Origin of the sequence: Streptomyces sp. BE303, from assembly GCF_036290945.1 — a bacterium.
In the GTDB taxonomy this organism is placed as follows: Bacteria; Actinomycetota; Actinomycetes; order Streptomycetales; family Streptomycetaceae; genus Kitasatospora.
This window is the reverse complement of the sequence record NZ_JAQYWZ010000540.1, coordinates 20,873-35,840: the sequence shown is the minus strand read 5'-3', so window position 1 is coordinate 35,840 and position 14,968 is coordinate 20,873. Positions and strand designations below refer to the sequence as shown.

Genomic DNA, 14,968 nt, shown 5'->3' with positions numbered 1-14,968 from the left:
ACACATGTGCGGAAGAGGGCGACACGCGGTGGTGGAGATCTGGGGCGAGACGGCCGAGGGCTTCGAGCCCGTACGGGAGGCCTTCGCGCGCAACTTCCGCGAGTACGGCGAACTCGGCGCGGCCTTCGCGCTCTACGTGCGCGGTCGCAAGGTGGTCGACCTGTGGGGCGGCGACGCCCGGCCCGAGGTCGGCGGGCGGCCCGCGCCGGCCGTGCCGTGGACCGCCGACACCGCGCAGGTGCTGCGCTCGGTGACCAAGGGCCTCACCGCCACCACCGCGCTGCTGCTGGCCGAGCGCGGGCAGCTCGACCTGGACGCGCCGGTGGCCGCGTACTGGCCGGAGTTCGCGGCGGCCGGCAAGGAGCGGGTGCCGGTGCGCTGGCTGCTCTCGCACCAGGCGGGCGTGCCGGCGCTGGACGTGCCGCTGCGCCTGGAGGACGTGCTCACCTGGGAGCGGGCGGTGGCCGCGGTGGCCGCCCAGGCCCCCGCCTGGGAACCCGGCACCGCGCACGGCTACCACCCGTACACCTTCGGCTGGCTGGTCGGCGAGGTGGTGCGGCGGGTGAGCGGGCGGACGGTCGGCCAGTACTTCGCCGAGGAGATCGCCCGGCCGCTCGGCCTCGACCTGTGGATCGGGCTGCCGTCCGGCGCCGCGCCGCGGGTCGGCCGGCTGGTCGACCTGCCGGCGCCGGCGGCCGCCCGGACGGGGCCGAGCGGGCTGCGGCTGCGCCCCAAGCAGGCGGTCCGGGACGCGTACCAGGACCCGACGTCGCTGACCGCCCGCGCGTTCGCCTCGGTCCGGCCCGGGGTGGACCTCAACGATCCGGCGGTGCAGGCCGCCGAGATCCCCGGCGCGGGCGGGATCGGCACGGCCCGGTCGCTGGCCCGGTTCTACGCGGCGCTGGCCGGCGTGGCCGACCGGCACGGCGGCAGCGGCGGGACGCTGCCGCCGCTGCTCGGCCCGGAGGTGCTGGCCCGCGCGGTCGGGCCGGTGGTCAGCGGACCGGACCGGGTGCTGGTCGTCAACTCCACCTTCGGGCTCGGCTTCTTCCGCCACGGCCCGACCGCGCTGATGTCCTCGCCGGCGGCGTTCGGCCACCCGGGCCGGGGCGGCTCGCTGGGCTTCGCCGACCCGGACCTCGGGATCGGGTTCGGCTACGTGACCAACGGGATGCAGCCCGGCGTCACGGGGGACATCCGCTCCCGCACGCTGATCCGGGCGGTGCGGGGCTGTCTCGGCCTGTCCTGAGCGGGCATCAGGCCTGACCGGTCTCGAAGCGGCTGATCCGGCCGCCGTCGACGGTGAACCGCCAGGCGGTGCGCATCTCGCCCCAGGTCTCGTTGCTGTAGTTGGCGACCAGCGCGCGGCCGCCGTCGGACTCGGACTGGACGTCGATGTGGCCGCGGCTGGTGAAGATCTCGCGGTCGATCCAGTCCTGCAGGTCGCGGTCGGAGCCGTCGTCGGCCATGGTCGCGTCGGGAGCGAGCAGCGCGACGAAGGCCGCGCGGTCGCCGGCGTTGATCGCGGTGACGGCGGCGCGCACGGTCGGGTCGGACAGTTTGGCGGTGGCGATGGTCATCCGGTCTCCCAGGGGTGAAGGGTCGGGTACCTCCTGTTTAGGGCGTCGGCCGGGACTCGCCGGGCATGTCGGCGGCGCGTCGAGGATATGGAGGGATTCATGTGCTTAGATCCCGATACGGGTGATTTGCCCTCGGGTCCCCGGCTGAGCCACGGGGAGTGGCGTACGGAGTGGGAAGTCGGCCGGCCCGACTTCCCACTCCGCGTATCTGCCGGGCCCGGCGCCCTAGAAGAGGCCCTGGGCGTCCGGCGCGTAGCTGACCAGCAGGTTCTTGGTCTGCTGGTAGTGCTCCAGGACGGCCTTGTGGTTCTCCCGGCCGATGCCCGAGTTCTTGTACCCGCCGAAAGCCGCGTGCGCGGGGTACGCGTGGTAGCAGTTCGTCCACACCCGGCCGGCCTGGATGGCGCGTCCGGCCCGGTAGGCGGTCGCGCCGTCGCGGGTCCAGACGCCGGCGCCGAGCCCGTACGGCGTGTCGTTGGCGAGCGAGATCGCGTCGTCGAAGTCCTCGAACCGGGTGACGGCGAGCACCGGTCCGAAGATCTCCTCCTGGAAGATCCGCATCCCGTTGACGCCCTCGAAGACCGTGGGCGTCACGTAGTAGCCGCCGGCGAGGGAGCCGCCGAGGTCGGCCGGCTCCCCGCCCGCCAGGACCTTGGCCCCCTCGGCCTGGCCGATCTCGATGTAGGAGAGGATCTTGCGGAGCTGCTCGTCGCTCGCCTGGGCGCCGACCTGCGTCTCCGTGTCCAGCGGGTTGCCCTGACGCAGCGCGCGCACCCGCTCCAGGCCGTCGGCGAGCAGCCGGTCGTACACCGCGGACTCGATCAGCGCCCGGCTCGGGCAGGTGCAGACCTCGCCCTGGTTGAGGGCGAACATCGCGAAGCCCTCGACGGTCTTGTCGTAGAAGGCGTCCTGCTCGGCGGCGACGTCGGCGAAGAACAGGTTCGGGCTCTTGCCGCCGAGTTCCAGCGACACCGGAATCAGGTTGCCGCTGGCGTACTGGGAGATCAGCCGGCCGGTCGTGGTCTCGCCGGTGAAGGCGATCTTGCGGATCCGGTCGCTGGAGGCGAGGGGCCGGCCGGCCTCCAGCCCGTAGCCGTTGACCACGTTGAGTACGCCGGGCGGCAGCAGGTCGGCGGTCAGCTCGGCCAGCAGCAGGACGGACGCGGGGGTCTGCTCGGCGGGCTTGAGCACCACCGCGTTGCCCGCGGCCAGGGCCGGGGCGAGCTTCCACACCGCCATCAGGATCGGGAAGTTCCACGGGATGATCTGGCCCACCACGCCCAGCGGTTCGTGGAAGTGGTACGCCACGGTGTCCTCGTCCAGCTGGGAGAGGCCGCCCTCCTGGGCGCGCAGTGCGCCGGCGAAGTAGCGCAGGTGGTCGACGGCGAGCGGCAGGTCGGCGGCCAGGGTCTCGCGGACCGGTTTGCCGTTCTCCCAGCTCTCCGCGACGGCGAGCCGCTCCAGGTTCTGCTCGATGCGGTCGGCGACCCGGAGCAGGACCTGGGCCCGTTCGGCGGGCGGGGTGCGGCCCCAGGCCGGGGCGGCGGCGTGGGCGGCGTCGAGCGCGGCCTCGATGTCCTCGGCGGTGCCGCGGGCCACTTCGGTGAAGACCTCGCCGGTGACCGGACTCGGGTTCTCGAAGTACTGGCCCAGGACGGGCGGTGCCCACCGGCCGCCGATCCAGTGGTCGTAGCGGGGGCGGTAGCCGACGACGGATCCGGGCTGGCCCGGGGGCAGGTAGACCGGCATGTTCTGGGTGCCTCCTCGCGCTGTCAGGCGCCGTCACGGCACGCGGGCCGGGCGGCGCGCCGGGCCGCGGCAGGGGGCGGCCCGGCGGAGGGTACGGACACACACGCGGGTCGGGCGCCCCTCACCGGGACACCCGCCGGGCAGCACCCTAGCCGGGGACGGCCGGTTCGGCTACGGTCCGTACGGCCGGGGTCGACGGAGGGTGGCGGTTTCCGGTCGCCCCGGAACCGGGTGCCCGCGCGCCGGGCTGACAGGTGCTGGGGCGTGCCCCCGCCCCCCTGCGGCCCCCGTGCGCCCGCGTCCGGTCGAACGGCACGCGCCCCCGGAGCCCGCCTCGCGCCCGGCGCAGCCACCGCGCGCCGGGCGCGAGGACTGCGCCGGTAGCGAGAGGAGGGGGAGCGAGGGGGCTGCGGAGAGCGGGCGCCGTCGGGCGCCGGGGGCGCGCACCGTGGGGCGCCGACCGTCGACACCGGATCGGGACGGCCCGGTGGCGGGCGGCGAGGGGCCGCCAGGGGCGGCTAGGCGGCCTGGTAGCGCCCCGTGCGGCGCTCCCAGCTCAGGTATCCGGCCAGCCAGGTGAGGAGGCCGTCGGCGTACCGCTGGGCGAGGCTCCGTTCGACCCGGGCGAGGCCGAGTTCCCGGTGGACGTCGGGCAGCCGGTCGTGGAGTCCCCGGCAGCGTTCCACCATCAGCTGCGCCTCCCCCATCACCACGGAGCAGGCCTCCTCGGCCGAGCAGTTCCGTTCCCGCTGCACGATCATCACCAGGTTGTTGACGTCGCCGCGCGGGGCCTCCAGCGGGTACGACCGCACGTCGTTGGTGAGCGACGGGATGTCGGCGGCGAGCTGGCGGAGCTGGCGCAGCACCGGGTGGTGCAGGACGGCCGGGGGGACCTCGAAGTGGCCGAGCCGTTCGACCATGTCGAAGATGGTCTCCATGGCGGCGGTCCCGCGCCGCAGGACCAGGTACCCGTCGCGGTCCGGTGGCCGTGGGGAGATCCGGCCGGCCGCCTCGGCGGGGTGACTGGCGAGGTACCACTCCCAGTTGTACGCGGCGCGCGCCTGCCAGCGCGCGGGCATGCCCTGGGCGCTGCGCTCCCAGAGGTCGGCGAAGGCGGTCTCGACGGCGGAGTCAGGGTGGGGGCGGGCGCCGTGCAGGACGGAGATCAGCCGGTCACAGATCGGCGCGACCTCGGTGGGGCGGCGGCCGAGCGGTCCGTCGAACTGATCGTCGAACAGGAAGTAGAAGCCCATCAGGTCTGCGGCCAGGGCGAGTTCGTCGGGACCGGCGTCGGGGTAGCCGAGGGCGGCGAGGTCGACCACCTCCCAGTGCGCGTACGACGGGTGGGTCGGGTCCGGCAGCAGCGGGTGACGGGTCAGCCAGGCGCGGTGCAGTTCGGTGGCGTACGGCCCGTGGGGGCTGCGACGGTGCGGGAACGGAATCTGAAGTGAGGTGTCGTCAGACATCGGACTCCCGGGGCGGCGAGGGGTGGGGGTGCTGGCGGTACTGGGCGTGACGGTGGGGGAGTTGAGGAATTTCGGCCGTGCGGGAAATGCGGCTGTGCCATGATCAACCCACTACGCGGGGCGTAGAGTATCTGATGCAATGATCGGACGTTAGGGATATAGGGCAATTGCCCTTGGCAAGGCCTTCGAACCCTCGATCTCGGCCCCGGCCTGCGTGAATGGATTCCACCCCGCCTCCGGCGGCGCTAACCTCGGCTCCACGGGCAGGGATCGGCGAGGCGGAGGGCGCGACGGTGACCGAGCGGGACAACGAATTCCGGGCGGAGGCGGTGCCCGGCGGACCGGAGGCGGCGGCTGCCCCGAACCGGGTCAGGTTGCGTGACCGCGACGCCGAACTCCGCTCGGCCGAGGCCGCCGTGGACAAGCTCTGCCGCGAGTTCGCCGCCGGCGGCACCGAGATCGGCGAACTGCTCACCTTCTCCGGCCGGCCCGGCATCGGCAAGACCACCCTGCTGCACGAGGTCCGACGCCTCGCCAAGCTGCGCCCGGGCGCCACCGTGCTCTTCGCCCGCGGCGGCGAGCGCCAGTTCAACGAGCCCTACCACGTCCTGCGGCAGCTGCTCCAGCCCGTGCTCGGCAGTCTGAAACCCGGAGAGTTCCGCCAGGTGATGGGCACCTGGGAGGAGGTCGTCGGCCCGGCGATGGGCCTCAAGCAGCCCAAGCAGGGCGCCCGCCGCCTCGACCCGCAGGGCGTCCGTGACGGCCTCGACTACGTCCTCACCCAGCTCGCCCCGCGCCGCGCCCCGCTCGTGATGATCGTCGACGACCTGCACTGGGCCGACCTCGAATCGCTCGCCTGGCTCTCCCAGTTCGCCGTCCGGGCCCGCGAGCTCCCGGTCCTGCTCGTCTTCGCCTACCGGGACGACATCGCCGACTGGCCGACGGAGTCCCAGGACCACCACAGCGCCGTCACCGGACTCGCGACCCGCAAGCACGAGTTGAGCCGTCTCTCGCTCGTCGCCGTGACCGACATGATCCGTGCCGAACTCGGCGACCGGGCCGAGGACGCCTTCTGCTACGAGTTCTGGAACGTCGTCAACGGCAACCCGTTCGAGGTCGTCGCCCTGCTCGACCAGGTCCGCGACCAGGAGCTGGATCCGGTCGAGGAGAACTCCCACCAGCTGCGCGAACTCGCTGTCGACGCCACCGGGATGACCCTCAAGAGCTGGCTGGACCGGCTCGGCGCCACCACCCTGCGGTTCGCCTGGGCCGCCGCCATGCTCGGCACCGACATCCGGCAGGACCTCGCCGCCCGGATCTCCACCCAGAGCGGCGAGGGCGCCCGCGAGTCCATCAAGGCGCTGCGCAAGCAACGGGTGCTCACCCAGACCCCGAACGGCAACCTCGAGTTCGTCCACCCGCTGATCGCCAGCTCGATCTACAACACCATGCCGGAGGCCACCCGGACCGGCATGCACGGCGTGGCCGCCGCCGAGATCGAGAACGCCGGGCTCGGTCTGCTCGCCGCCTCCCGCCACCTGGTGGAGACCTTCGCGGGCGAGGGCGACGACCGCACCGTCCGCAAGCTCCGCCGGGCCGCCGCCGAACACCTGCTGATCGGCGCACCCGAGGCCGCCCAGCGCTGCCTCCACCGCGCACTGGCCGAACCGCCGGACGACCTGGACCGCGCCGAGGTGCTGTACGAGCTCGGCTGCTCCGCGCTGCTCACCGACCCGATCGCCACCGTCAACCAGCTGAAGCTCGCCCTCGACCCGGAGGAGGGTCCGCTGCGCGCCTCGCTGCGGGTGGACGCCACCTTCCGGCTCTCGGAGGTGCTCGCCCACAGCGGCGAACTGCGCCAGGCCGCCGTGGTCTGCCAGGAGGAGGCCGAGCGCACCGTCTCCGATCCCGCAGGACGGCTCAGGCTGGAGGCCGCCTCGTTCATGTGGCACGCCTACCGCAAGTCCGAGGAGGACGGCCCGGCCCGCTCCGCCCGGCTGGGTGCGCTCTGCGACAGCCTCTCCGGGCGGGACGCGGCCGACCGGGCCGTCCTCGCGATGCGCGCCTGGGACCTCACCCTGCGCGGCGAGCCGTCCGCCGAGGCGCTGCGGTACGCCGACGACGTCCTCGACAACGGCCGGCTGCCCAAGGGCCTGGGCTGGACCGACAACACCTGGGGCTTCGAGCTGCCCGCCACCCTCGGCCTCTCCTACACCTACAACGACCGGATCGCGCAGGCCGAGCGGCTCTTCTCGGACGCCATCATCCAGTTCGAGGTGGCCGGCTGGAGCGGTGCCCACCGGGGCTTCGCCTACTTCCTGATGGGCCTGGCCCGGTTCCGGCGCGGCCTGCTCGCCGAGGCCGAGGACTTCCTGCGCCGGGCGCTGCGGCTCTCCGAGCGGATCGGTCCCAAGCTGCCGCTGGCCTGGGACGCGGTGGGTGTACTGGTCGACACCCTGATCGCCCGCGGCCGGCCCCGGGAGGCCTGGGACCTCGCCATCGGCTTCGGTTTCCACCCGCCGTACCACGCCACCGCGATGGTGCTGCCGGACGCGGCCTCGCTGTACGGCAAGCTGCTGCTCGCCGTGGACCGGCCCGCCGGTGCGGCCGCCGCGCTCACCGAGGCCGGTGCCCAGCTGGACCTGCGGGGCTGGCACAACACGGTCTGGGCGCCGTGGGCCGGGCACCTGGCGATCGCCCTGGCCGGGGACGAGCCGGAGCGCGCCCGTGCGTACGCCCGGAGGTCCGTCGCGGACGCCGAGCGGTTCGGCACCGCCTCGGCGATCGGCACCGCGCTGCGGTTGTACGCCCAGATCGAGGACGGCCAGCAGGCGGTCGAGCTGCTGGAACGGGCCGTGGCGCACCTCGGGCAGTCGCCGGCCGGTTACGAGCACGCGGTGGCGCTGGTCGACCTCGGGGCCGCGCTGCGCCGGGTCGGACGGCTGGAGGACGCCCAGGAGTACCTGTACCAGGGGATCGAGCTGGCACAGCACTGCGCCGCCGACGGGCTGGTCGACCGGGCCCGGCGCGAGCTGGCCAACTACGGGCTGCGGCCCAACCGCCTGGGCGACGTCCGGGAGATGCTCAGCCAGCCCGAGTGGGACGTCGCCCGGCAGGCCGTCCGCGGCGTGCCGCCGCAGCGGATCGCGGAGACGCTGGACCTCCCGCTCAGCCTGGTCAACCGCCGGCTGGCCGCGGTCTACCGGAAGGCCGGCAGCGGCCCGGACGGCCTGGCCGCCGCGCTCGGCCTGCCGCCCGGCCAGCGGGACGCCGCCGGGGCGGACGGTCTCGGGCCGGACGGACTCCGGCTCGACGGCGACCTCCCCGGCGGGACGTGACCGGACCGGGCACCGGTGGCACGGGCATCGCCGGCACGGGCACCGGCGGTGCGGCGGTGCGGCGGTGCGGCGGTCGGCGGGGAGAGCGTGTGGCGGACGGCGGGCGCGCGGCGTCGGCGCGTCCGTCGGCGGGTGAGGTGCCGGGCGGCGCGCGGAGACTTCATGAGCGCCCCCGCCATGGTGCTCCTCGTTAGGCTTTCGCCCACGGGGGCCCGCCGAGGCGCAGTCCCCCGGACGGGACCCGGAACCAGCGCGGGGGCGGTGCACCGCCCCCGCAAGTGAGGAGCAGGCCATGGCGACGCCCCCGGCGAACGGGCCGCAGGCGACCACCGTGCGGCACGAGCCTTTCGAGCCCGCGGGTGCGGGCGCCGCCATCGAGCGCTGGACCCTGCAGGCCGGCCCGTACGAGGCGAGCGTGCTCTCCCTCGGTGCCACCCTGCACACCCTGGTCGCGCCCGACCGGCAGGGCCGTCCGGCGCAGCTGCTGCTCTCCACGGACCGGCTCACCGAGATCCTCGGCCCGGCCCGGCACTACGGCACCGTGGTCGGCCGGTACGCCAACCGGATCGACCGCAGCGCGGTCACCGTCGGGGGCGAGGAGTTCCCGCTGGCCCCGACCGGCAACGGAGTGACCCTGCACGGCGGCCCGGACGGGTTCGCGCACCGGATGTGGGCGGCCGAGGAGCTGCCCGCCGGCGTGCGGCTGCGGCTGCACAGCCCGGACGGCGACCAGGGCTTCCCGGGCGCGCTCGACGTCACCGTCGACTACACGCTCGCCCCGTCCGGGGAGCTGACCGTCGAGTACCGCGCCGTCACGACCGCGCCGACCGTGATCAACCTCACCAACCACGCCTACTTCAACCTGGCGGGGGAGGGCACCGGGGACGTCCTCGGCCATCTGCTCACCCTGGACGCGGACGGCTACACGCCCGCCGACGAGCGGCAGATCCCGTACGGCAGGGTCGAGCCGGTGGCCGGTACGCCGTTCGACTTCACCACCGCCCGGCCGATCGGCAAGTCCGTGCACGACGAGCACCCGCAGCTGACCGGTCCCGGCGGGTACGACCACAACTGGGTGCTCCGCCCGCGTCCGGCCGACGGCGACCCGGTCCGGGCCGCCCTGCTGGAGGACCCGGTCAGCGGCCGCACCCTGGAGGTGCTGACCACCGAGCCGGGTCTCCAGGTCTACACGGCCAACGCGTTCCAGGGGGCGGTGACCGGCGCGAGCGGGGTGCCGTACGGGCCGTTCGCCGGGGTCGCGCTGGAGACCCAGCACTTCCCGGACTCCCCGCACCACCCGGAGTTCCCGAGCACCGTGCTCCGCCCGGGGGAGGAGTTCCGCTCGGTCACGGTGCTGCGACTGGGCGTCTCCTGACCCCGCCGCTGCAAGCGGATTTCACCGGTTTTCAGTACGGAGGGTGGCCCCGGCGGCTTCGGTCGGCCGGGGCGAACCGGACATAGCGCCACAACTTCCACACCTGTCAACTACCGTGCGGCAACGTGAAGGACACGTGGGCGTAACGATCGCCGTTTCTTGCAGAAACTTGCTGCAAGGGCTTTCCGCGGAGATTGCCCCGCTGTTAACTTCCTTCCGAGCCCGACGGCAGCAACGGTGCGGTCGGCGCGAGGCAGCCATTATGCGCCTGCCTCCCTACATCTCGGGCACCCCCACCCTCCAAGGAGTTCTCATGCGGCGTGGCATCGCGGCCTCTGCCCTCGTTGTGGCCCTCGCGGTCTCGATGGCTGCCTGTGGCAGCAGCGGCTCCAGCTCGGACGGCAAGGCCGACGGGCCGGTCACCCTCACCTACTGGGACACGTCGAACGCCACCAACGAGGCGCCGAACTACCAGGCGCTCGTCAAGAAGTTCGAGGCCGCCAACCCGGGCGTCAAGGTCGACTTCGTCAACGTGCCCTTCGACCAGGCGCAGAACAAGCTCCAGACCGCGATGGGGGCCAAGGGCGCTCCGGACGTCTTCCGCTCCGAGGTCGGCTGGACCGCCGCCTTCGCCAAGGCCGGCTTCCTGGAGCCGCTGGACGGCACCCCGGCCGCCGCGGACGTCGCCGGCTTCCAGCCCAGCCTGATCCAGCAGGCCAAGTACGAGGGCAAGCTCTACGGCGTCCCGCTGGTCACCGACACCCTCGGCCTGCTGTACAACAAGGAGCTCTTCGCCAAGGCCGGCATCACCGCCGCCCCCGCCACCTGGGACGAGCTGAAGACCGCCGCCGCCGCGGTCAAGGAGAAGGCCGGCGTCGACGGCTTCTGGCTGAAGGCCGCCGACGGCTACTACGCGATGCCGTTCCTGTTCGGCGAGGGCACCGACACCGTCGACGCCAAGGGCAAGAAGATCACCGTCACCTCGCCCGAGGCGGCCAAGGGCATCGAGACCTACAAGACGCTGTTCACCTCGCCCGGCACCGCCAAGGCCGACGTCACCACCGACGCCTACGCGCACATGATGGACGCCTTCAACAGCGGCAAGGTCGCGGCGATCATCCAGGGCCCGTGGGAGATCACCAACATCTACAAGGGCACCGCCTTCGCCGACAGGACCAACCTCGGCATCGCCCCCGTCCCCGGCGGCTCCGCGGGCCAGGCCGGCGCCCCCACCGGCGGCCACAACATCTCCGTCTACGCCGGCGCCGACAAGGCCCACAAGGACGCCGCCGAGAAGTTCGCGGCCTTCATGACCTCGGCCGAGAGCCAGGCGTTCGTCGCGCAGAAGAACTCCACCCTGCCGACCCGCACCGACGCCTTCACCCCCGAGGTCAAGGCCGACCCCGGCATCGCCGGCTTCCAGGCGGTCCTCTCCAGCGCCAAGCCGCGTCCCGAACTGCCCGAGTACAGCTCGCTGTTCGCCTCGCTGGGCACCAACCTCGGCAAGATCGTCCAGGGCACCTCGACCCAGGACGGCCTGAACACCGTCGCCACCGACTACGCCAAGCTCCTCCCGGGCTTCGCCAAGTAGTCCTCCCCGTAGCCGTCCGGCCCGCCGCCACCCCTCCCGCGCGGGCCGGACGGCCGGACCCGTAGCAGCAGTCGCCGAAGCGAGGCGGCGGACCTCCCCGAGAAGGTGTCGAACAATGTCAGTCGCCGTGCAGGGCGCCACCGGCAAGGGCAGCCGGGAGCGCGATCCGCGACCGGGCCTGATGGAGCGCCTGAAGCGCTCGTACGCCAAGCACTGGTACGCCTACGCGATGATCGCGCCGGTCGTGCTGGTGCTCGGCGTGCTGGTGCTCTACCCGCTCGCCGAGGGACTCTGGCTCACCCTCACCGACGCCAACAGTCTCAACGTCGCCCGCAAGATCGGCGCCAACGAGATCCCGGCCTCCTACACGTTCGTCGGCCTCGACAACTACGCCGACATCCTCTGGGGCCCCGGCTCGTACGACCGCTTCTGGTCGCACTTCGTCTGGACCATCGCCTGGACGGCGCTCTGCGTCGGCCTGCACTACACCATCGGCCTCGGCCTCGCCCTGCTGCTCAACCAGAAGCTGCGCGGCCGGGCCGTCTACCGGATGCTGCTCATCCTTCCCTGGGCCGTGCCGACCTTCGTCACCGTGTTCTCCTGGCGCCTGATGCTCGCCGACGGCGGAGCCGTCAACGGCGTGCTGTCCGCCCTGCACCTGCCCGAACCCGGCTGGCTGGACGACCCGACCGCCCAGAAGGCCGCGGCCGTCCTGGTCAACACCTGGGTCGGCGTGCCGTTCATGATGATCTCGCTGCTCGGCGGCCTCCAGTCGATCCCGGCCGAGCTGTACGAGGCGGCCGAGATGGACGGCGCCACCGCCTGGCAGCGGTTCCGGCACGTCACCCTGCCGGGACTGCGCACCGTCTCCTCCACCGTGGTGCTGCTCGGCGTGATCTGGACGTTCAACCAGTTCGCCGTCATCTTCCTGCTGTTCGGCAACGGCGCGCCCGACGCCCAGCTGCTGGTCACCTGGGCGTACCGGCTCGGCTTCGGCCAGCAGCCCCGGGACTACGCGCAGTCCGCCGCCTACGGCGTCATCCTGCTCTCGATCCTGATCGTCTTCACCGCCTTCTACCGCCGCTGGCTCGCCCGCAACGAGCAGGCGAACGGCTGACCCGGCCCACCCAGCGACCACGAAGGCAGGCATCCCGATGAGCAGCACCACCACCGACCGCCCCACCCCCCTCGCCGCGCGCCCCGCGGCCCCGGCCGCCCGGCCGGCCAGGGTCCGCCGGCGCGGCGAACCCTCCCCGCTCGGCAAGGCCCTCGCGCACGGCACGCTGATCCTGGCCAGCCTGGTCGCACTCTTTCCGGTGGCGTGGATCCTCTACGTCTCGCTCGGCCCGGACAAGACCGACTACCTCCACCCCGGCGAGATCATGGACAAGCTGACGCTGTCCAACTACCGCACGGTGCTGTTCGACACCGACTTCGTCCACTGGTTCGGCAACGCCTTCCTGGTCTCCGGCGCCACCACCGTGGTGGGCGTGCTGATCGCCGCCTCCACCGGCTACGCCGTCTCCCGGATGCGCTTCCCCGGCCACCGGCCGCTGATGTGGTCGCTGCTGGTCACGCAGATGTTCCCGATCGCGGTGCTGATCGTGCCGATGTACACGATCCTCTCCCAGCTCGGTCTGCTGGACAGCTACCTGGGCCTGATCCTGGTCTACTCCACCACCACCGTGCCGTACTGCGCCTGGCTGCTGAAGGGCTACTTCGACACGATCCCGGTGGAGATCGACGAGGCCGGCCGGGTCGACGGGCTCAGCCCGTTCGGCACCTTCTGGCGGCTGGTGCTGCCGCTCGCCCGCCCGGGCCTGGCGGTGGCCGCGTTCTACTCCTTCCTGACCGCCTGGGCCGAGGTCGCCTTCGCCTCCACCTTCATGCTCAGCTCCGACAAGTACACGCTGGCCGTCGGCCTGCAGACCTTCGTCAGCGAGCACGACGCCCAGTGGAACCTGATGGCCGCCACCGCGGTGCTGATCGCGATCCCGTCGTCGGTCCTCTTCTACCTGGTGCAGCGCCACCTGGTGACCGGTCTGACCGCCGGCGCCTCCAAGTCCTGAGCGCGCCCGGACCGCCGCTCCCCGCGCCCGACCGATCCTCCGATCCCCGCTCCTCTGATCCCCGAGGGATACCGTCCATGACCCAGAACCTGGCCGACACCTCCCGGCCCGCCGCCGACGCCACCGCTCACGAGGCCGGTGCCGGCGCGGACAGAGGCTGGTGGCGGGACGCGGTCATCTACCAGGTGTACCCGCGCAGCTTCGCCGACTCCAACGGAGACGGCATGGGCGACCTGCCCGGAATCCGCAGCCGCCTGCCCTACCTGCGCGACCTCGGCGTGGACGCCGTCTGGCTCTCGCCGTTCTACGCCTCCCCGCAGGCCGACGCCGGCTACGACGTCGCCGACTACCGCGCGGTGGACCCGATGTTCGGCACCCTGATGGACGCCGACGCGCTGATCCGCGACGCGCACCGGCTGGGCCTGCGGATCATCGTCGACCTCGTCCCCAACCACTCCTCCGACCAGCACGAGTGGTTCAAGCGCGCGCTGCGCGAGGGTCCCGCCTCCCCGCTGCGCGACCGCTACCACTTCCGCCGCGGCAAGGGCGCGAACGGCGAACTGCCGCCCAACGACTGGGAGTCCATCTTCGGCGGCCCGGCCTGGACCCGGACCGAGAACCCGGACGGCACCCCCGGCGACTGGTACCTGCACCTGTTCGCCCCGGAGCAGCCCGACTTCAACTGGGAGAACCGGGCCGTCGCCGACGAGTTCCGCTCCATCCTCCGGTTCTGGCTGGACATGGGCGTCGACGGCTTCCGCATCGACGTCGCCCACGGCCTGGTGAAGGCCCCCGGCCTGCCCGACCTCGGCGGCTCCGACCAGCTCAGGCTGCTCGGCAACGACGTCATGCCGTTCTTCGACCAGGACGGCGTGCACGAGATCTACCGCAGCTGGCGGAAGATCCTCGACGAGTACCCGGGGCAGCGGATCGGCGTCGCCGAGGCGTGGACCCCGACCGTCGAGCGCACCGCCAACTACGTCCGCCCCGACGAACTGCACCAGGCCTTCAACTTCCAGTACCTGGGCACCTCCTGGGACGCCGCCGAGCTGCGCGCGGTGATCGACCTCTCGCTCGACTCGATGCGCCCGGTCGACGCCCCCACCACCTGGGTGCTCTCCAACCACGACGTCACCCGGCACGCCACCCGGTTCGCCAACCCGCCCGGCCTCGGCACCCAGATCCGCACCGCCGGCGACCGCGCGCTCGGCCTGCGCCGGGCCCGCGCCGCCACCCTGCTGATGCTCGCGCTCCCCGGCTCCGCCTACGTCTACCAGGGCGAGGAGCTCGGCCTGCCGGACGTCACCGACCTGCCCGACGAGGTCCGTCAGGACCCGTCGTTCTTCCGCAAGGCCGGCCAGGACGGCTACCGCGACGGTTGCCGCGTCCCGATCCCGTGGTCCGGCACCGAGGCCCCGTACGGCTTCGGCCCGACCGCCGGCGGCCCCAGCTGGCTGCCGCAGCCCGCCGAGTGGGCCGGGCTCAGCGTCGAGGCGCAGACCGGCGACCCGACCTCCACCCTGGAGCTGTACCGCTCCGCACTGGCCGTCCGCCGGGCCCGGGCCGAGCTCGGTGCCGGCACGGGGGTCGAGTGGCTGGAGAGCCCGGAGGGCACCCTGGCGTTCCGCCGCGGCGCGTTCGTCTGCACGGTGAACACGACCGCCGGCCCGGTCCGGATACCGGTGCCCGGCCGGCTCCTGCTGAGCTCCGCCGGCGCCGACCCGCTGATCGACGGCGGCGGGACGGTGCTCGCACCGGACAGCACCGACTGGTGGGCGGTCTGACGTGGTTGCAATAGGC

10 protein-coding genes are annotated in these 14,968 nt (G+C 72.9%); 7 read left to right on the top strand and 3 right to left on the bottom strand.

All coding sequences use genetic code 11. The annotated features are described in order from the left end of the window. The first annotated feature begins 28 nt into the window (after positions 1–28). Positions 29–1,249: a serine hydrolase domain-containing protein gene (locus tag PUR56_RS11485; RefSeq protein WP_329948807.1), complete on the top strand. Its 1,221-nt coding sequence runs from the start codon at positions 29–31 to the stop codon at positions 1,247–1,249. 7 nt (positions 1,250–1,256) lie between these two features. Here PUR56_RS11485 and PUR56_RS11480 read toward each other — a convergent pair whose 3' ends face one another. The 3 genes from PUR56_RS11480 to PUR56_RS11470 all read right to left on the bottom strand — a co-directional run bounded on the left by PUR56_RS11480 (position 1,257) and on the right by PUR56_RS11470 (position 4,795). Beyond that, a complete protein-coding gene (locus PUR56_RS11480) occupies positions 1,257–1,580 on the bottom strand; it encodes a nuclear transport factor 2 family protein (protein ID WP_329880284.1) in 324 nt (107 codons plus the stop codon). Between the two features lie 225 nt (positions 1,581–1,805). Continuing rightward, positions 1,806–3,329 carry an acetaldehyde dehydrogenase ExaC gene (gene exaC / locus PUR56_RS11475; RefSeq protein WP_329948806.1) on the bottom strand — a complete coding sequence of 508 codons (1,524 nt, stop codon included), beginning with the start codon at positions 3,327–3,329 and terminating at the stop codon, positions 1,806–1,808. Between the two features lie 518 nt (positions 3,330–3,847). Then, the gene (locus tag PUR56_RS11470; protein ID WP_329880282.1) at positions 3,848–4,795 is read right to left on the bottom strand and encodes a terpene synthase family protein; all 948 of its coding nucleotides are present in this window, start codon (positions 4,793–4,795) and stop codon (positions 3,848–3,850) included. 293 nt (positions 4,796–5,088) lie between these two features. Here PUR56_RS11470 and PUR56_RS11465 point away from each other — a divergent pair, with 293 nt between their 5' ends. The 6 genes from PUR56_RS11465 (at position 5,089) to PUR56_RS11440 (ending at position 14,952) form a co-directional block, all read left to right on the top strand. After that, positions 5,089–8,133, top strand: a complete 3,045-nt coding sequence (locus PUR56_RS11465) for an ATP-binding protein (protein ID WP_329948805.1) — start codon at positions 5,089–5,091, stop codon at positions 8,131–8,133. Positions 8,134–8,425: 292 nt separating this feature from the next. Then, positions 8,426–9,508 carry an aldose epimerase family protein gene (locus tag PUR56_RS11460; protein ID WP_329948804.1) on the top strand — a complete coding sequence of 361 codons (1,083 nt, stop codon included), beginning with the start codon at positions 8,426–8,428 and terminating at the stop codon, positions 9,506–9,508. A 313-nt stretch (positions 9,509–9,821) separates the two neighbouring features. After that, positions 9,822–11,099 (top strand): extracellular solute-binding protein, encoded by a 1,278-nt coding sequence (locus PUR56_RS11455; protein WP_329948803.1) that lies wholly within the window; start codon positions 9,822–9,824, stop codon positions 11,097–11,099. A 115-nt stretch (positions 11,100–11,214) separates the two neighbouring features. Next, positions 11,215–12,216: a carbohydrate ABC transporter permease gene (locus PUR56_RS11450; RefSeq protein ID WP_329948802.1), complete on the top strand. Its 1,002-nt coding sequence runs from the start codon at positions 11,215–11,217 to the stop codon at positions 12,214–12,216. Between the two features lie 37 nt (positions 12,217–12,253). Continuing rightward, positions 12,254–13,168, top strand: a complete 915-nt coding sequence (locus PUR56_RS11445; protein WP_329880275.1) for a sugar ABC transporter permease — start codon at positions 12,254–12,256, stop codon at positions 13,166–13,168. A 77-nt stretch (positions 13,169–13,245) separates the two neighbouring features. Next, positions 13,246–14,952 carry a glycoside hydrolase family 13 protein gene (locus PUR56_RS11440; RefSeq protein WP_329948801.1) on the top strand — a complete coding sequence of 569 codons (1,707 nt, stop codon included), beginning with the start codon at positions 13,246–13,248 and terminating at the stop codon, positions 14,950–14,952. Positions 14,953–14,968: the final 16 nt, after the last annotated feature.

What these genes read in the sequence shown, in the direction of transcription:
- PUR56_RS11480 (WP_329880284.1), bottom strand. Translation starts at nt 1,580, where the DNA reads ATGACCATCGCCACCGCCAAACTGTCCGACCCGACCGTGCGCGCCGCC.
- exaC (WP_329948806.1), bottom strand. Translation starts at nt 3,329, where the DNA reads ATGCCGGTCTACCTGCCCCCGGGCCAGCCCGGATCCGTCGTCGGCTAC.
- PUR56_RS11470 (WP_329880282.1), bottom strand. Translation starts at nt 4,795, where the DNA reads ATGTCTGACGACACCTCACTTCAGATTCCGTTCCCGCACCGTCGCAGC.
- PUR56_RS11460 (WP_329948804.1), top strand. Translation starts at nt 8,426, where the DNA reads ATGGCGACGCCCCCGGCGAACGGGCCGCAGGCGACCACCGTGCGGCAC.
- PUR56_RS11455 (WP_329948803.1), top strand. Translation starts at nt 9,822, where the DNA reads ATGCGGCGTGGCATCGCGGCCTCTGCCCTCGTTGTGGCCCTCGCGGTC.
- PUR56_RS11450 (WP_329948802.1), top strand. Translation starts at nt 11,215, where the DNA reads ATGTCAGTCGCCGTGCAGGGCGCCACCGGCAAGGGCAGCCGGGAGCGC.
- PUR56_RS11445 (WP_329880275.1), top strand. Translation starts at nt 12,254, where the DNA reads ATGAGCAGCACCACCACCGACCGCCCCACCCCCCTCGCCGCGCGCCCC.
- PUR56_RS11440 (WP_329948801.1), top strand. Translation starts at nt 13,246, where the DNA reads ATGACCCAGAACCTGGCCGACACCTCCCGGCCCGCCGCCGACGCCACC.